The 17,368-nt window shown below is 73.2% G+C and carries 16 protein-coding genes; 3 read left to right on the top strand and 13 right to left on the bottom strand.

Going from position 1 to position 17,368, the window contains the following annotated elements:
* Positions 1–9: 9 nt before the first annotated feature.
* On the top strand, positions 10–471 hold the full coding sequence (locus Plo01_RS37515; RefSeq protein WP_203895550.1) for an RDD family protein: 462 nt from the start codon (positions 10–12) through the stop codon (positions 469–471).
* Positions 472–664: 193 nt separating this feature from the next.
* Here the strand turns inward: Plo01_RS37515 and Plo01_RS37520 are convergent, their stop codons facing one another.
* The 10 genes from Plo01_RS37520 to Plo01_RS37565 form a co-directional block, all read right to left on the bottom strand.
* Entirely contained in the window at positions 665–1,498 is an 834-nt protein-coding gene (locus tag Plo01_RS37520) for a class I SAM-dependent methyltransferase (RefSeq protein WP_203895551.1), read from the bottom strand.
* Positions 1,498–2,175, bottom strand: coding sequence for a DUF4191 domain-containing protein (locus tag Plo01_RS37525; RefSeq protein ID WP_203895552.1), 678 nt, complete (start codon positions 2,173–2,175; stop codon positions 1,498–1,500). The genes Plo01_RS37520 and Plo01_RS37525 overlap by 1 nt, the downstream gene beginning before the upstream one ends.
* A gap of 240 nt (positions 2,176–2,415) precedes the next feature.
* A complete protein-coding gene (locus Plo01_RS37530) occupies positions 2,416–4,884 on the bottom strand; it encodes a beta-glucosidase family protein (protein ID WP_203895553.1) in 2,469 nt (822 codons plus the stop codon).
* A gap of 253 nt (positions 4,885–5,137) precedes the next feature.
* Positions 5,138–6,067, bottom strand: a complete 930-nt coding sequence (lipA, locus tag Plo01_RS37535; RefSeq protein ID WP_203895554.1) for a lipoyl synthase — start codon at positions 6,065–6,067, stop codon at positions 5,138–5,140.
* Between the two features lie 157 nt (positions 6,068–6,224).
* Complete coding sequence (lipB, locus tag Plo01_RS37540) at positions 6,225–6,902, bottom strand: lipoyl(octanoyl) transferase LipB (RefSeq protein ID WP_203895555.1); 678 nt, start codon at positions 6,900–6,902, stop codon at positions 6,225–6,227.
* A gap of 101 nt (positions 6,903–7,003) precedes the next feature.
* On the bottom strand, positions 7,004–7,741 hold the full coding sequence (locus tag Plo01_RS37545) for a Type 1 glutamine amidotransferase-like domain-containing protein (RefSeq protein WP_203895556.1): 738 nt from the start codon (positions 7,739–7,741) through the stop codon (positions 7,004–7,006).
* A 38-nt stretch (positions 7,742–7,779) separates the two neighbouring features.
* The gene (locus Plo01_RS37550) at positions 7,780–8,673 is read right to left on the bottom strand and encodes a TIGR01777 family oxidoreductase (protein ID WP_203895557.1); all 894 of its coding nucleotides are present in this window, start codon (positions 8,671–8,673) and stop codon (positions 7,780–7,782) included.
* A gap of 220 nt (positions 8,674–8,893) precedes the next feature.
* Entirely contained in the window at positions 8,894–10,378 is a 1,485-nt protein-coding gene (gene sucB, locus Plo01_RS37555) for a 2-oxoglutarate dehydrogenase, E2 component, dihydrolipoamide succinyltransferase (RefSeq protein ID WP_203895558.1), read from the bottom strand.
* Between the two features lie 36 nt (positions 10,379–10,414).
* Positions 10,415–11,794 carry a dihydrolipoyl dehydrogenase gene (lpdA, locus tag Plo01_RS37560; protein ID WP_203895559.1) on the bottom strand — a complete coding sequence of 460 codons (1,380 nt, stop codon included), beginning with the start codon at positions 11,792–11,794 and terminating at the stop codon, positions 10,415–10,417.
* Between the two features lie 301 nt (positions 11,795–12,095).
* Complete coding sequence (locus Plo01_RS37565; RefSeq protein ID WP_239317837.1) at positions 12,096–13,580, bottom strand: leucyl aminopeptidase; 1,485 nt, start codon at positions 13,578–13,580, stop codon at positions 12,096–12,098.
* 127 nt (positions 13,581–13,707) lie between these two features.
* On the opposite strand from Plo01_RS37565, the gene Plo01_RS37570 reads away from it, so the two are divergent.
* Together Plo01_RS37570 and Plo01_RS37575 are read left to right on the top strand one after the other, a co-directional pair.
* Positions 13,708–14,055 (top strand): GntR family transcriptional regulator, encoded by a 348-nt coding sequence (locus tag Plo01_RS37570; protein ID WP_203895560.1) that lies wholly within the window; start codon positions 13,708–13,710, stop codon positions 14,053–14,055.
* Entirely contained in the window at positions 14,052–15,080 is a 1,029-nt protein-coding gene (locus Plo01_RS37575) for a hypothetical protein (protein WP_203895561.1), read from the top strand. The genes Plo01_RS37570 and Plo01_RS37575 overlap by 4 nt, the downstream gene beginning before the upstream one ends.
* Here the strand turns inward: Plo01_RS37575 and Plo01_RS41185 are convergent.
* The 3 genes from Plo01_RS41185 to Plo01_RS37585 are packed head-to-tail and all read right to left on the bottom strand — an operon-like array spanning position 15,053 to position 17,290.
* Positions 15,053–15,181, bottom strand: coding sequence for a hypothetical protein (locus tag Plo01_RS41185; RefSeq protein ID WP_275415456.1), 129 nt, complete (start codon positions 15,179–15,181; stop codon positions 15,053–15,055). The genes Plo01_RS37575 and Plo01_RS41185 overlap by 28 nt on opposite strands.
* A 31-nt stretch (positions 15,182–15,212) precedes the next feature.
* Positions 15,213–16,271, bottom strand: coding sequence for an adenosylcobinamide-GDP ribazoletransferase (locus Plo01_RS37580; RefSeq protein ID WP_203895562.1), 1,059 nt, complete (start codon positions 16,269–16,271; stop codon positions 15,213–15,215).
* A gap of 32 nt (positions 16,272–16,303) precedes the next feature.
* Complete coding sequence (locus Plo01_RS37585) at positions 16,304–17,290, bottom strand: bifunctional adenosylcobinamide kinase/adenosylcobinamide-phosphate guanylyltransferase (RefSeq protein WP_239317839.1); 987 nt, start codon at positions 17,288–17,290, stop codon at positions 16,304–16,306.
* Between the last annotated feature and the right edge of the window lie 78 nt (positions 17,291–17,368).

Genomic DNA, 17,368 nt, shown 5'->3' on the forward strand with positions numbered 1-17,368 from the left:
CGTTGGGTCATGAGCAGCAAGCAGCCCCGTTGGACGCAGACCTGGCTCGGCGGCGTCAGGTCGGCCGGCGTCGACCTGGGTCACCCCGGGGAGCGGCTCGGGCTGCCCGAGAAGGGCAGCGGCGCGGTGGCCGGGTTCGGCCGCAGGATCGCCGCCCTGCTGATCGACTGGGCGATCTGCACCTGGGCCATCGTCCAGGGCTTCCTCCGGATCAACCCCGCCGAGCAGGGCTGGGTCCCGCTCGTGGTCTTCGGCGTGGTGAACATCCTGCTGGTGGGCACCATGGGCATGACCTTCGGCATGCGCCTGCTCGGCATCCGGGTCGCCGCCCTCGACGGCGGCAACCCGCGCCTCCTGCCGGTCGTGGTGCGCAGCCTGCTGCTGTGCATGGCCGTGCCCGCGCTCATCTGGGACCGCGACCAGCGCGGCCTGCACGACCGGGCGGGGAACACCGTGGTCGTGCGCATGTGACGTGGCGCGCATGTGACACGCGCGCACGTGATCAGGTGGCGCGGACGGCCCGGCGCGGGGGCGGGCCCGGAGGAACGGGCCCGGGCGCGGTCAGGCGGGTTTCACGCCGGAGGTCACGCGGGTTTCACGCCGGAGGTCACGCGGGCTTCATGCCGAAGGTCAGGCGGGCTTCATGCCGAAGGTCAGGCGGGCTTCATGCGGCCGATCGGGCGGGCTTCACGCAGGTGAAGATCGCGGTGCCGGGCAGGTGGCGTCCCCGCAGCGGGCTCCAGCCGCCCCACACCCGATCGTGGCCGTCGGGCCACTCGGGCTCGGTCAGCGCGGTCAGCGCCAGTCCCGAGGCCACGACGTGCCCGATCCAGTCGGCCATCGTGCGGTGGTGCTCGACGTAGCTCGGCTGTCCGTCGGGACCGAACTCCACGTACGGCGCGCGGTCGAAGTAGGACCGGTCGGAGGTGAGCCCGTGGGGACCGGGGTCGTCGGGGAAGGCCCAGCGGATCGGGTGGCTGACGGAGAAGACGAACCTGCCGCCGGGGCGCAGCACCCGCCGGGTCTCGGCGAACACGGCCGCCGGGTCGGCCACGAACGGCAGTGCGCCGTACGCCGAACAGGCCAGGTCGAACGATTCGTCGGCGAAGGGCAGCGCCTCGGCGTCGGCCTGGACGACCGGGAGCTCCGCGCCGCCGGAGCCGTCCCCGGCCGCGCCGCCGGAATCGATCCGGCGCGAGTGCTGGAGCTGGCGGAAGGACAGGTCGAAGGCGGCGACCCGGGCGCCCTGCCCGGCCAGCCACCGCCCGCACTGTCCCGCGCCGCAGCCGATCTCCAGGACGTCCCGGCCCGCGACGTCGCCCAGCAGACGGGCGTCGGCCTCGTCCAGCCCCTCGGGGCACCAGACGAAGCCCGCGTCGCGCAGGAACGCGCCGTGCTCCGCCTGGTACTCGTCGGCCGCGCCGTCCCACCAGGAACGGTTCGCCCGGGAGGTGGTGGGGGCGCCGACCCGCTGCCGGCCGACCCCGTCCGGGGACATCAGCGCATCTTCGGGCGGGGCATCTTCGCCCCGCGCGGCAGCGGGCCCTTGGGCACCGGCAGCGTCTGGGGAAGCGCCTTGAGGCGGTTGTTGACCTCGTAGACCGCGGGCTTCTTCAGGTTGCGGGGCAGCTTCATCAGGTGCCGCTGCAGCTTGCCGATCGGGATCTGCCCCTCGCCGTCACCGGCCTGGACGTCGTAGACCGGCACGTCGAGCGCGATCCGCTGGACCCGCTTCTTCTCGGCGACGAGCATCTTCTGCACGCGGCTGCCCGGCCCCTCGGAGACCAGGACGATGCCCGGGTAGCCGACGACGCGGTGCACGATGTCCTGGTCGCGGTTGACCGCGACGGCCGGGGTGACCTCCCAGTTGCCGCGCATGCCCTGCAGGACTGCGGCGGCGGCGCCGGGCTGGCCCTGCAGCATGGAGTACTGGGCCTTCTGGGCGAGCTGGCCGAAGACGACCAGGCCGACGGTCAGGGCCACCATGACGCCGAGGACGTACAGCGGCCACCAGCCCGTGACCAGGCCGAGAACGATGAACAACACCAGCGTGCCGAACGCCGAAGCGTAGACGATCGGCATCCCCTTGGGGTTCGCCTGCTTGATGATCTGCGCGATCATGCGCAGCTGCTTCATGCGCCCCATGCGCGCCGGGTCTTCGGGCTTTTTCGCCATGTACGAAGGATACAAATCCAAGGGGGGAGAAATGAAAACGTGACCTCGGTCGCGCGTCGTCCCGGGGCGCGGGGATGCGGCGGGGCCGTACCCCCGCGGGCGACGCCGGGCCGGTCGAGCCTCCGAAAGGCACGCCGGGCCGGGTGGATGCTCGGAAGCACGCCGGGCCGGGTGAACTCCCGGAGGCTCGCCGGGTCAGACGGGTCAGACGGGTCGGACGGGTCGCCGGGGCGCGCCGGGTCAGACGGACACGGTGACGCCGAGGCGGCGGTCGGCGACGCTGCGGCCCGCCTCGACGACGTAGTCACCCGCGACGGTCTCCCATCCGCGGTCCGTCCAGACCTGGAAGGCGCGCTCGGGCAGGGTGACCGTCGTGATCACCGTCTGGCCGGGGTCGGCGTCGACGACGTCGAACCCGGCCAGACGGCGGGCGGGCCGTCCGGCGTCCCGTTCCGCGGGCGAGAGGTAGAACTGCACGATCTCGCGTCCCGGCCGCTCGCCGGTGTTGGTCACCGCCACCGTCACCGTCCGGCCCGTCACCGCGATCGTGTCGTAGGACCAGGACGTGTACCCCAGGCCGTGGCCGAACCAGAAGGCCGGGGTGCGCTCCGCGCGCTCCCAGGCGCGGTAGCCGATGAAGACGCCCTCGTCGTAGGAGACCTCCCCGTCCGCCGGGGTCACGTCCAGGACGGGCACGTCGGCCTCGCGGACCGGCCACGTGGTGGGCAGGCGCCCGCCCGGCTCGGCGTCGCCGAACAGCACGTCGGCCAGGGCGCCGCCGGCCTCCTGACCGGGGAACCAGGTCAGCAGGACCGCGGGGACCCGCTCCAGCCACGGCATCTCCACCGGGGACCCGGCGTTGACGACCACGATCGTGCGGGGGTTCGCCTCGGCGACCCGGGCGATGAGCTCGTCCTGGCGGCCGGGCAGGGCCAGGCTCGTCCGGTCGAAGCCCTCGCTCTCCACCTCCAGGGTGGTCGAGGCGATCACGACCGCCACGTCGGCGTCCGCCGCGGCCTCGACGGCCTCGGCGATGAGCGCGTCCTCCCCGGGGGAGGGGTCGGCGTGGCCCAGGGTGAACGCCACGAACGCCATGCCGCCGAACGCCCCGGCGGGGTGGCGCACGCTCAGCTCCACCGGCGCGCCCTCGGTCAGGGCGGTCGTGATCCGCCGCTCCGGCGGGGACAGGAACGCCGCGGCGGGGTCGTCGCCCTCGGGGGTGACGACCTCGTCGAAGACCGTCGCGCCGTCGATCGTCATGGTGAACGCGCCGACGCCCGCGACCGAGAACTCGTGGACGCCGCCCGCGCCCGGGGTGTAGCGGGTGCGGAGCTCCACGGCGGCCAGGCGCCCGGCGTCCACGTCGGCGGGCAGGCTGCCGACCCAGCGCGCCTCGGTGGTGGCCAGCGGGTGCTCGGCCAGGATCTCGCCCTCGGCGTCCAGGAACAGGGCGCGGACCCGGCCGGTCAGCGGCGCGAGCCGTACCCGGGGGTCGGTGCCGAGCGCGTAGCGGATCTCGACGCCGTCGCGGGCGCTCAGGCCCTCCAGCGGGGAGACGATCCGGTCGGGGAACACCTGGGCGCTGCCGCCGCCCATGATCCTCGCCTCGGCGGCGGCGGAGCCGATGAGGGCCAGGCTCCGGACGCCTTCGAACGGCAGCAGGCCGCCCTCGTTGCGGAGCAGGGTGAAGGACCGGGCGGCGATCTCCCGGGCGAGGGCCACCCCGTCGATCTCCGTACGGCCGGGGCCGGAGGCGTCCGCCGTACCGGAACCGGGGGAGGCGCCGGAGCCGGCGGTGAGGTCGGCGGCGGAGTCACCGGAGAAATCGGCGGAGTCGGCGGCGGGAGAGGCGTCGAGCGGCTTCAGGGCGCCGACGCGCTGAGCCAGACGGAGGACCCGGCGGACCTGGTCGTCGACGATCTCCTCGGAGACGCGGCCCTCGCGGACGGCGGCCTCCAGCTTCGTTCCCCAAGGGCCGGACGGGCCGGGCATGGCGACGTCGAGGCCGCCCTCGGCGGTCGCCTCGGTGGACCGGGCGGCGGTCCAGTCGGAGACGACGAAGCCGTCGAAGCCCCACTCGCCCTTCAGCAGGTCGCGCTGGAGGGGGCGGTGCTCGGTCATCGTGGTTCCGTTGACCGAGTTGTAGGCGGCCATGACGCCCCACGCCCCGGCCTGGACCACCCGCTCGAACGGCGCCAGGTAGACCTCGCGGAGGGCCTTGTCCGAGACCTTCACGTTCACCGTGAACCGGTCGGTCTCGAAGTCGTTGGCCACGAAGTGCTTGGGCGTGGTGCCCACGCCGCCCTCCTGCACGCCCTCGACGTAGGCCGCGCCGATCTCGCCGGTCAGGTACGGGTCCTCGGAGAAGCACTCGAAGTGGCGGCCGCCGAGCGGGCTGCGGTGCAGGTTGACGGTCGGGGCCAGCAGCACGTGGACGCCCTTGCGGCGAGCCTCCTGCGCGAGGAGCCGCCCGGCCCGGCGGACCAGCTCCGCGTCCCAGGTCGCGGCGAGCGCAGTGGGGCTGGGGAGGGCGATCGAGGGGTCCGCCGAGGTCCACTGCTCGCCCCGGACACCGATCGGCCCGTCGCTCATCACCAGCCGTTCGAGCCCGATCTCCGGTACGGCGGGCAGGGCCCACATGTCGGCGCCGGTCAGCAGGCGCACCTTGGTGCTCAGGTCGAGCTTCTTGATCAGTTCTTCGATGTCCACCCCGTCAGTCTCACCCAAGAAACCGAGTGGTCAGTAGGTCTAGTAATCATATCGTTATATTCAGATGAGAATTCGAGAGCGGGCGCGGTATGCCGGAAACGCGAAAGGCCCCGCGCACGCGGCGCGGGGCCTGAGTCTGAGGAGCGTGAAGGCCGCCGCGGGTGGCGCGGGGCCTGGAGCGGGGGAGTGTGAAGGTCCCGCGGTGGCGGGGCCTGGGGTCGGCGCCTCGCCGAAGCGGGACCCGGCGGGGCGGTCAGGCGTGCTGACGGGCCTCGATGGCCTGCTTGTAGAGGCGGCCGGCCCGGTAGGAGGAGCGGACCAGCGGGCCGGACATGACCCCGGCGAATCCGATGGCCTCCGCCTCCTTCTGGAACTGCACGAACTCCTCCGGCTTCACCCAGCGCTCCACCGGGTGGTGCCGGGGGGTGGGCCGGAGGTACTGCGTGACGGTCAGCAGGTCGCACCCGGCCTCGTGCAGGTCGCGCATGGCCGCGACGACCTCCTCGGGCTCCTCGCCCATGCCCAGGATCAGGTTGGACTTGGTCACCATCCCCGCCCGGCGAGCCTTGGTGATCACTTCCAGGGAGCGCTCGTAGCGGAAGGCGGGGCGGATCCGCTTGAAGATCCGCGGCACGGTCTCGACGTTGTGCGCGAACACCTCGGGCCGGGCGGAGAAGACCTCCTCCAGCTGGGCCTGGTCGCCGTTGAAGTCGGGGACCAGCAGCTCGACCCCGCAGCCCGGGAGCAGCGCGTGGATCTGCCGGGCGGTCTCGGCGTACAGCCAGGCGCCGCCGTCGGGCAGGTCGTCGCGGGCGACGCCGGTCACGGTGGCGTAGTTGAGGCCCATCTGGCGGACCGACTCGGCCACGCGGCGCGGCTCGTCTGTGTCGTACTCCTTGGGCTTGCCGGTGTCGATCTGGCAGAAGTCGCAGCGCCGGGTGCACTGGTCACCGCCGATGAGGAAGGTCGCCTCGCGGTCCTCCCAGCACTCGGAGATGTTGGGGCATCCGGCTTCCTGGCAGACGGTGTGCAGCCCCTCGCGCTTGACCAGCGCCCGCAGCTCGGTGTGGTTGGGGCCGGTCCGGAACCGGGTCTTGATCCACTCGGGCTTCTTCTCGATGGGGGTCTCGGCGTTGCGGACCTCCAGGCGCAGGAGCTTGCGGCCGTCCGGGGACACGGTCATGCCTCCTCCTTCACCGGTCGCGCGACCAGAGTGCTGTGCTGATTGCTTCGCTCGCTGCGCTCGCTCACGGTATTACCCTACGCTCTGCGGAACCTGGGCCGACCAGGGGGTCACCCGGTTATCCTACGTCTCCGCCGGGTGCGGCGCGGCCCTTGAGTCACCGCCGGAAAAGGTCCTCTTCCGGCAGGTCGAAGGGCTGCGCGCCGAGTGCTTCCGCCAGCCGTTTCTCGGCGTACGGCATGACGTCGTCGACCACGATCCGGCGGCCGGTCTCCGCCGACAGCGAGGTGACCCCGGCGCCCTCGATCCCGCAGGGGGTGATCCGGTTGTACCAGCTGGGGTCGTTGGCGCAGTTGAGCGCGTAACCGTGCATCGTCACACCCCGCACGACCCGGATCCCGATCGCGCCGATCTGCCGGTCGGGCAGGCCGTGGGAGGGGTCGCCGGGCGCCCAGACGCCGGCGAGCCCCGCGATCCGGCCGGCGCGCACCCCGAAGTCGGAGCAGAGCTGGATGAGGACCTCCTCCAGCAGGCGCACATAGGCGACCACGTCCAGCTGCCCGCCCAGGCGGACGATCGGGTAGCCGACGAGCTGGCCGGGGCCGTGCCAGGTGATCCTGCCGCCCCGGTCGACGTCGATGACCGGGGTGCCGTCGCCGGGCCGCTCGTGCGGGGCCGTCCGCTTGCCCGCGGTGTAGACGGGAGCGTGTTCGAGCATCAGGCAGGCGTCGGGCATCTCGCCCGCCACCCGCCGGGTGTGGATCAGCCGCTGGAGGTCCCATGCCTGCTCGTAGGGGACATCCACGCCAAGTCGGACGATCGCCAGCTCGCTCACGGCTCAAGGGTAGTTGACCGTACCGGGGTCACGCCCGGGGGAGCCGAGATGGGGCGGAGCGGATGATCCCGGCAACTCACCCCGCGGGGCCGGGCGGGATGTCACGCGGTGAGCAGCCGGGGCTCGATGCGGAACTCCTTGACCCCGTCCGCCCCGTCGTGCTCGACCTTGTAGGCGTAACCGCTCGGGCTCACGCTGACGGCCTGGATGAACTCGGTGCCCACGTAGTGCAGGCCGACGCCCTCGTCGGCGGCGTAGCCGTCGGGCAGCTCCCCGGAGGCCACCGACGCGTGCAGCAGCTCGCGGCGCTGCGGTTCGGAGTTGTAGTGCACGCCGCACGAGTAGGGCAGCAGGGCCAGCCCCTCCGCCCAGGGCTGCAGCCGCGGGCCGAAGGAGTCGGTGTTGCCGCCCACGTGCCAGCAGAGGGCGCCCGCGCTCTGCCCGGACAGGACCACGCCCGCCTGCCATGCCTCCTCGAACACCTCGTCCAGGCCGTGCAGGCGCCACAGCGCCGCGAGGTTGGCCACGCTGCCGCCGCTGACGTAGATCATGTCCTGGCTCAGGACCCACTCGCGCGGGTCGGCGACGTTGGGCATCGGGAACACGGTCAGGTGGCTCACCTCGACGTCCCAGTCGCGGAACGCCCCGTACATCTTCAGCAGCCAGTCCGCGTCGTCCCCGGTGGCGGTGGCGAGCAGGCCGAGCCGGGGCCGGTCCTGGCCGGTCAGGTCGAGGCCGTAGCGCAGCAGCGGGCTCGCCTCGATGAATCCGTGACGGGCGGACGGGCGGAACGAGCCGCCGCCGATCGCGAGGATGTGGGACTGGCCTGACCTGCTCATGCGTGATCTCCCGATGACTCTCCGTGGGAACAGGGACCCTAGAGTACGGCGGCCAGTGCCTCGTTGAGGTGGATATGCCGGAACGAGTAGCCCGTATCCAGGAGTCTGCGCGGTGTCACCCGCTGTCCGATCAGCACCCCTTCCTGTGCGAACTCGCCGAGCGCGGCGCGCAGCGCGAATCCGGGGACGGGTAGCGGCATCGTGGGCCGGCGCAGCGCCCGTCCCAGGGCCGCGGTGAACTCGGCGTTGGTGACCGGTTCCGGTGCGGTGAGGTTCACTGGGCCCTCTATTTCCTGATTCTTCAGGATGTGTCGTACGGCGTGCACCCAGTCGTCCATGGAGATCCACGACCAGTACTGCCTCCCGGAGCCCAGCGGCGCCCCCAGGCCGAGTTTGAAGATCGGCGATATCCGGGGCAGCATGCCGCCGTCACGGCTGAGCACCAGCCCGGTGCGGAGCAGGGCCGTCCGGATGCCCGCCCGCGCGGCGTGCTCCGTCTCGGCCTCCCACGCGCGCACCAGCCCGGCCAGGAAACCCTCGCCGGAGGGACCGGACTCGTCCACCGCCCGGTCGCCGGTGTCCCCGTAGTAGCCGATCGCCGACGCGGAGAGCAGCACCGGAGGCTTGGCCGACAGTCCCGCCAGCGCGGTGGCGAGGGTCCGCGTGCCCTCCACGCGGCTGCTCAGCAGCTCGCGCTTGCGGGGGCCGTCCCAGCGGCGGTCGCCGATGCCCGCCCCGGCGAGGTGCACCACGGCCTCCGCGCCCTCCAGCGCGGCGGGGTCGACGAGTCCCTCCGCCGGATTCCAGAACGACTCGTCGGCGCCCTGCGGCGCCCGCCGCACCAGCCGGACCACCCGGGCGCCGTCCGCCCGCAGCGCCTTGGTCAGGGCCGTGCCGAGCAGGCCCGAGGACCCGGTCATGATGATCGACATATCGCCCAATGTAATCGACCTCCCCCGGAGTCTTCGGAGAGGGCGTCGCATCGGTTGCCGGCGGGACCGGCCGGGTGGGGCGGCCGCCTCCGGAACCCCCGGAGCCGACCGGGCGGGGAGCCGGGCCGGAAAAGGGATCGAGCCGAAAAGGGATCGGGCCGGGAAAGGGGCCGGGCCGGCCCGCGCGAGGCGGACCGGCCCGGCCGGGGAGAACGGAGGACTAGGCGTTGAGGCCCAGCTGGTTCTCGAAGCGGCCCTCCTCCAGGCGACGCTTGATCGTCACCAGGAAGCGGGCGGCGTCGGCGCCGTCGACCAGGCGGTGGTCGTAGCTGAGCGCGAGGTACACCATCGAGCGCACGGCGATGACCTCGCCCTCGGGGGTGTCCACGACGACCGGGCGCTTGACGACCGCGCCGGTGCCCAGCATGCCGACCTGCGGCTGGTTGAGGATCGGCGTGTCGAACAGCGCGCCGCGGCTGCCGGTGTTGGTCAGCGTGAACGTGCCGCCGGTGATCTCGTCCGGGCTCACCTTGTTGGCCCGGGTGCGCTCGGCCAGGTCGGCGATCTTACGGGCCAGACCGGCGATGTTGAGGTCGCCGGCGTTCTTGATGACCGGGACGAGCAGGCCGCGCTCGGTGTCCGTCGCGAAGCCGAGGTGCTCGGCGTCGAAGTAGGTCACCTCGTTGGTCTCGCTGTTGATCGTGGCGTTCAGCTTCGGGTGCTGCTTGAGCGCCTCGACGGTGGCCAGCGCGAAGAACGGCATGAACGAGAGCTTGACGCCCTCACGCCGCTGGAACTCGGCCTTGGCCTGGTCGCGCAGGCGCGCGATGCGGGTGACGTCGACCTCGACCACGCTGGTGAGCTGGGCCGAGACCTGCAGCGACTCGACCATGCGCTTGGCGATGGTCTGACGCAGGCGGGACATCTTCTCGGTACGGCCGCGCAGGGTCGTGTCCACCTGGACCGGCTCGGGGGCCGCGGCGGCCTGCGGGGCCGGGGCGGCGGGCTGGGCCGGGGCGGCCTGCGGGGCCGGGGCCGGGGCGGCGGCGCGCTCGCGCTGGGAGCGGGCGGCCTCCAGCACGTCCTGCTTGCGGATGCGGCCGCCGACGCCGGTGCCGTTCAGGCTCTCGAGGTCCACGTTGTGCTCGGCGGCGAGCTTGCGGACCAGCGGCGTGACGTACGGGCTCTCACCGGAGGACGGCGCCGGGGCCGGGGCGGCGGGCTGCGCCGGGGCGGCCTGCGGAGCCGGGGCCGGAGCCGGCGGGGCGGGCGGCGTCTGGGCCACCGGGGCCGGGGCGGGAGCCGGGGCCGGGGCGGGAGCCGGAGCCGGCGGGGCCTGCGGGGCGGGCTGCGGGATCGAGGAGATCGGCGCGGCCGGGGCGGGCGCGGGCTCCGGGGCGGGAGCCGGAGCGGCCTGCGGAGCCGGGGCGGGAGCCTCCTGAGCCGGGGCGGCGGCGCCCTCGACACCGTTCTCGTCGATGAGGGCGAGCTCGGTGCCGACCTCGACGGTCTCGTCCTCGGCAACGATGATCTTCGTGAGGACGCCCGCGGCCGGGGACGGGATCTCGGTGTCCACCTTGTCGGTGGAGACCTCGAGGAGCGGCTCGTCGGCCTCGACGCGCTCGCCCTCCTTCTTCAGCCAGCGGGTGACGGTGCCCTCGGTGACGCTCTCGCCGAGCTGGGGCATCTGTACGGACTTCGGCATGGTGTCTTCTCTCGCGTTTCCGAGTGAGGGCTTCGACTAGTTGTGGACGTGCAGCGGCTTGCCGGCCAGGGCGAGCATCGCCTCGCCGAGGGCCTCGGACTGAGTCGGGTGGGCGTGGATGAGCTGGGCGACCTCGGAGGGCAGGGCCTCCCAGTTGTAGATCAGCTGGCCCTCGGTGACGAGCTCGCCGATGCGGCGGCCCACCATGTGCACGCCGAGCACCGGGCCGTCCTTCTGGGCGATGACCTTGACCGCGCCCTGGGTCTGGAGGATCTGGCTCTTGGGGTTGCCCGCGAGGTCGTAGGTCATCTCGACGGTCTCGTAACCGCGCTCGCGCGCCTGGGCGGAGGTGATGCCGACCGAGGCGACCTCGGGGTCGGAGTAGGTGATCCGCGGGATGCCGTCGTAGTCGATCGCGGGCGGGTTGAGGCCGGCGATGTGCTCGGCGACCATGATGCCCTCGGCGAAGCCCGCGTGGGCCAGCTGCAGGGTCGGGATCAGGTCGCCGACCGCGTAGACGCCCGGCACGCTGGTCTGGCAGTGCTCGTTGACGACGACGGTGCCGCGCTCGACGGCGATGCCGGCCTCCTCGAAGCCCATCCCGGCCGAGACGGCGCCGCGGCCGACGGCGACGAGCAGCAGCTCGGCGTCGAGGGTCTTGCCGTTGGCGAGCGTGACGACCACACCGGTGTCGGTGGTCTTGACGCCCTCGAAGAACACGCCCAGCTCCTGCTTGATGCCGCGGCGGCGGAAGGCCCGCTCCAGCAGCTTGGAGCTGGACTCCTCCTCCAGCGGGAGCAGGTGCGGCAGGGCCTCGACGATCGTCACCTCGGCGCCGAAGGACCGCCAGACGCTGGCGAACTCCACGCCGATGACGCCGCCGCCGAGGACGACCACGGAGGAGGGGACGCGGTCGAGCTTGAGCGCGTGCTCGCTGCTGATGATCCGCTCGCCGTCGATCTCCAGGCCGGGCAGCGACCTGGGCGCGGAGCCCGTCGCCAGCACGATGTTGCGGCCCTCGTAGACGTCGTTGCCGACCGCGACGCGGGTCGGCCCGACCAGGCGGCCCTCACCCTCGACGATCGTGATGCCCTTGCTCTTGAGCAGGCCCTGGACGCCCTTCCAGGCGCGAGTGACGATCTTGTCCTTGAAGGCGTGCACGCCTTCCATGTCGATGCCCTCGAAGCGGGCCTTGACGCCGAACGCCGCGCTCTCGCGCGTCTCGTCGGCGACCTCCGCCGAGTGCAGAAGGGTCTTGGTGGGGATGCATCCCCGGTGCAGGCACGTGCCGCCGATCTTGTCCTTCTCGATCAGCGCGACCGTCTTGCCCAGCTCTGCCGCCCGCAGGGCGCAGGCGTAGCCACCGCTCCCGCCTCCCAGGACGACGATGTCGTAGGGGCCGCTGCCATCAGCCACAGGAATGCTCCTTGTCGGATTGGTACGCCGCCGGGGGCCTGCCGTCGGCCCGGCCCCGGCATCCGCATCTTTTCACTTGTGTCTACGTCGCTTGTGCCCCGCCCGGAAGGGGCGGAACGCGGGCTTCGCGCCCGGCCCCGCGCCCGCGGGCGAGGGGCCGGGAAACGGGCCGGGAACAGGGTTCTCAGCCCGTTGTGTCTCGGTGCGAGCTGATGCCGACTTCTCAGCCCGCTGTGTCTCTGCGCGAGCTGATGCCGACTTCTCAGCCCGCTGTGTCTCTGCGCGAGCCGATGCCTGCTTCTCAGCTCGAGTAGCGCTCCGCGATGCCGATGAGCGTGCGGGTGATCGCGCCCGTCCCGCCCTTCGGCGTGTAGCCGTGCGGCTCACCCTTGTTGAAGGCGGGCCCGGCCGTGTCGATGTGCGCCCACTTGACCCCGTCCGGCACGAACTCCTTCAGGAACAGGCCCGCGGTGAGCATGCCGCCGAAACGCTCGGGGTGCAGGTTGGCGATGTCGGCGACGGGGGAGTCGAGACCCTTGCGGAGCTCCTCGGGAAGCGGCATGCCCCAGGCGGCCTCGCCCTGCTCGCCCGCCACCGCGACGACCTCCTCGCGGAGCGCGTCGTCGTTGGCCATGACGCCCGCCGTACGCCAGCCGAGCGCGACGATCTGCGCGCCGGTGAGCGTGGCGACGTCCACGATCAGGTCGGGGTCGTCCTGGCCGGCGCGGGCGATGCCGTCGATCAGGACCAGGCGGCCCTCGGCGTCGGTGTCGAGCACCTCGACGGTCTTGCCGGCGAAGCTGGTGAACACGTCGGACGGGCGCTGGGCGGTGCCGCTCGGCATGTTCTCGGCCAGGCACAGGTAGCCGATCGCGTTGACCTTCAGCCCCAGCCTGGCGACCGCGACGAGCGCGCCGAAGACGGCGCCCGCGCCGCCCATGTCCGACTTCATCCAGTCCATTCCGGAGGTCGGCTTGATGGACAGACCGCCGGAGTCGAAGGTGATGCCCTTGCCGACGAACGCGACCGTCTTGGCGGCCTCCGGGTGGCTGTAGGCCAGGCGGACCAGGCGCGGCGGGTTGGCCGAGCCCTGGCCGACGGCGACGATGCCGCCGTAGCCGCCCTCCTTGAGGGCCGTCTCGTCGAGGACCTCGACCGACAGTCCCACCTCGCCGGCGGTCTGCTCGGCGATCTCGGCGAACCGGGCCGGCCACAGGCCCGACGGCGGGGTGTTGACCAGGTCGCGGACCAGGGAGACGGACGCGGCGACCGTGGAGGCGCGCTCGACGGCGGCCTCGGCGCCCTCGGCGTCGCTCAGCACGGCCAGCTCGGCCACCGGGGCGGGCTGCTCGCCGGTCCGGTAGGCGGTGAAGGAGTAGGCGCCGAGCAGGCCGCCCAGCGCGAGGGCGCCGGCCTGCTCCGCGGAGGCGGAGGGCAGGGCGAGCGCGACGCGGGCGGTCCCGGCCAGGGCGCGGGTCGCGACGCCTGCGGCGCGACGGAGGGGCTCGGCGTCGTAGTCGCCCTCGGGGGCGTCACCGAGGCCGACGACGAGCAGGAGGGGGGCGGCGAGTGCGCCGAAGGTCGGAACCTTGGCGGTCTCACCCGCCTTGCCCTTGACTCCCATCGCGTTCAAAGTCGCGGCCAGCTTGCCGCCGAGCGCCTGGTCGAGCCCCTCCGCGCCGGGAGCGGCGCGCAGGCCGTCCGGTCCGGAGTGGACTCCGACGACCAGCGCGTCGGTGTCAAACGAGACGACGTTGTCAGTTGGATTCAGCCGCACAGTGGTCACATACGCAGATGCTAGTCCTGCTTGGGGCGTTCGCGTAAACGGGGGTTCATCCTACCTATCGGTAATCGCAGAATGGTGCTATTTCGACTAGCTCTATTACCTGCATGGTGCTACTGTCGATAGCACTATGTTGCTCACTCTGGATCTGAACGATCCCCGCCCGCTGCACGAACAGGTCGCCGGGGCGATCCGCCGCGCCATCGCCGACGGCTCCTACGCGCCCGGGGATCGCCTGCCGCCCGCCAGAGACCTGGCGGGCGCGCTCGGCATCAACGCCAACACGGTGCTGCGCGCGCTGCGCGAACTGCGGGACGAGGGGCTGCTGGAGTTCCGGCGCGGGCGCGGCGTCAGCGTGCTCAGCCGCCCGGACGCCCACGCGGTGCTGGTGGAGGCGGCGCGCGAGCTGCTCGCCGAGGCCGACCGGTACGGCTACGGCCCGGAAGAAGTGATCCACATCATCAGGGAGATCTCATGACCTCGCCCACCCCCGTCCAGAGCCCGCCCAGCTCCGTCTCCCGAGGACGCGCGGTCGCCGTCGCGGCAGTCTGGGGCGTGCTCGTCACCGCGACCCTGGCCGCCGTTCCGCTCGCCCTCCGCGACCGCCTCCCCGACCCGATGGCCACCCACTGGAGCGGCGGATCCGTTCCCGACGGCAACATGTCCTTCACCGGCAACCTCGTCGTCGCCGTGGCCCTCTGGGCCGTCATCTGGGCCACCCTGCTCGGTCTCGCCCTGCACGGCGCGGTCCTGCGCGGACGGCTGCCCCGCGTGCACTGGTGGGGTTTCCTGTTCGGCGGGGCGGGGTTCGCACTCGGCATGGAGGGCGTCACCCTCAACGCCAACCTCGACGCCGCCACCTGGCGCGAGGCGCTGCTGCCCGGATGGCACGTCGCCGCCGTGATCGCCGTGAGCGCCGCGGCGGGAGCGCTCGCGGGCTACCTCGGCAGAGGAGAGCCGGACCGCGCCCCGGTCCGGCCGCCGGCCGACAAGCCGATCATGCGGCTCCGGCCCGGGCAGCGCGCGGTCTGGGTGAGCCGGGTCTCCAACCCCTGGCTGATCGCTCTGACCAGCGCGTCCCTGCTGACGGCGGTGATCGTCACCGCGCTCGCGGCGCTGGGCGTGCTGGAGGCCACCGCCGCCTGGATCGCCCTGGCCGTCTCCGTCCCCATCGGCCTGCTGGGGATCGCCACCTCCACGGTCCAGACCAGGGTCGACGCGGAGGGCCTGCGCGTCGGGTTCGGCCCGTGGGGCCGGCCCGCCCGCCGCACCCCCGCCGGCGCGATCGAGTCGGCCTGGGCGGAGCTGCGCAGTCCCACGGAGGTCGGCGGCTGGGGCGTCCGCACCATGCCCGGCAGCGGGCGGATCACCCTCATGCTGCGCGGAGGCGACCACCTGGTCATCCGCCGCGCGGGGGGAGGGGAGTTCGCCGTCTCCGCCGACGACGCCGAGCGCGGCGCCGCCCTGCTGAACGCCTACATCGCCGAGACCAGCGGCTCATGATCCGCCGCCGCGGGCCCGCCGGACCGCCCCGCCGCGATCAGCGTGGCGATGATGTCCACCCCGGCGTTCGGCGTCCTGGCCGACCCGGCGGTCCTGGCCACGGCGCAGTTCGTGTCGGCCCTGAGCGGCGGGTCACACCAAGATCACGCACACCACCAGGGTGGCGGCCGCGGCGGTCTCCACGAGCGCGCCGAGCACGTCCCCGGTGATCCCGCCCAGCCGCCGCACCGCCCTGCGCCGCAGCGCCGACGCCGCCACTAGCCCCGCCACCATCGCGAGCAGGCACGCCGCCACCACCGCGGGAAGGGCGGGGAAGGAGATGAACGGGCCCGGCGGCAGGCGAAGTACGCCTTCGGTGAAGGTGGGGGGTGCCTCCAACATCCCCCCGTAGGTCTCGCTCATCTCCACCCCCAGGAGCGGCGCGTAGGAGCCTTCGTAGAAGACGCCGGGTTCCGCCGGGGAGGAGGCCGTGGAGAGGTGCTCGAAGGCGCCGGCGGAAGAGGAGAACAGGCCGGGGGCGAAGAGGCAGAACACGAATGTCACGGCGGCCACGCCCGCGAGGGAGAGCGCGGTGACGGCCAGGGCGGGGCCGCGCCGTACCGTCCCGGCGACCGTCGCGCCGAGCCCGCCGGGCCGGGCCGTGGGCACGCCCTCACGGCAGGCCCAGGTGAGCGCCAGCCGCCCCGCGACGCAGGCCGCCGCCAGTGCGGGCGGTCCGTACCCCGCCGACGCCGCCTCCGTGAGCGCCGCCACCTGGGCCAGCAGGGTGAGGAGCAGCGTCACGACGCCGAAGGGGCCGATGTCGGAGCGCTTCATGATGTCCAGCGCCCGCTCCGCGGGCCGTCCGCTGCCCAGCCCGTCGGCCAGGTCGGCCAGCCCGTCCAGGTGCAGCGCCCGGGTGAGCAGCGCCAGCGTGCCCACGGCCAGCACCGAGGAGAGCAGGGGGGAGACCTCCAGCCACAGCGCCGCCGTCAGCACGGCCGCCGCGACCCCGCCGAGCACCGCCCCCACCAGCGGGGCGAGCACCATCGCCCGGCCCCCCGCCCGGCGGTCCACCACCCCCGGCCGGACCGGGAAGACGCTCAGCGTCCCGACCGCCAGCCGGAACCCGTCGGCGACCGTGGACGGCCGCGGCGGGCCGTCCGGTTCTTCGGTGTTCCCGGTGTTCTCCGGGGGCGGTGTCTCGGGCATAGGCGGTGATCGTAACGTCGCGCCGGGAGGCGTCAGATCGGGAGGGGCAGGAGGCGGCCGGCGACGACGAGGGAGACGTCCTCGGACTCGGCGGCCAGGCGCTGGTTCAGCCGGCCCAGGGCGTCGCGGAACGCCCGGCCGCTGGAGGTGGCGGGGACCACGCCCAGGCCGACCTCGTCGGAGACGGCCACCACGCGCGAGCGCGTCCGCCGCCACGCGGCCACCAGCTCGTCGCACCGGGCGTCCACCCGCTCGCGGGCCGCCGCGCCGCCCTCCCACGCCCCGCACTCGTCGAAGACGGCGGTGATCCAGGTGCCGAGCCCGTCGATCAGCAACGGCGTCCGCGCGGTCCCCAGCAGCCCGGCCAGGTCCGTGGTCTCGACCGTGTCCCAGTGGGCGGGGCGGCGGTCGCGATGGCCGCGGATCCGCGCCAGCCACTCCGGGTCGCCGCCGCCGGAGGGCCCGGTCGCCACGTAGACGACTTCGGGCTCGGCCAGCAGCCGGAGCTCGGCCTCGGCCGACTTGCCCGAGCGCGACCCGCCCAGCAGGAGAGTCCGGCGCGGCTGCGGGGGCCGGGCGGGCGCGGGCTCGCGGGCGTCGAGCACCGTCCCGTCGGGTACGGCCCGCGCCCCCCACAGCGCGAGCCGCCGCTCCAGCTCGGCCTCGGACGGCGCTCGGTGATCGATTCCCACGGCCACGACATGGGCGCCCTCCCCGATCAGGCCGCGGCGGCGCAGCTCGCCCAGGCGCTCCGGCCGGTCCAGCAGGTCGATCAGCACCACGGCGAAGCCTCCGCCGGCGTCCGGGCCGTCCTCCGGGACGGAACCGGCGACCGCGTACAGGAGGCGCTCACCGCCGGAGGCGGTGACGACGCAGCCCTCCGGGGGGAGCGGGCGCCCGTCGACGAGGATCCGGGCGGGCCGGCGGCGGACGGTGGCCGGGCGGGCGCAGGAGGCGCAGCCGCAGCCGGGAGCGGGCCGCCCCTCCGGCCCGGCCGTCCCCTCGAACAGGATTTTCACCCCGTAAGGGTGACACGGGGCCGGGGGACTGATGTGATCGTCTGATCCGAGGCGTGGCGCACACGGCATGATCCCTCG

The organism is Planobispora longispora, assembly GCF_016863135.1.
Classification (GTDB): Bacteria; Actinomycetota; Actinomycetes; order Streptosporangiales; family Streptosporangiaceae; genus Planobispora; species Planobispora longispora.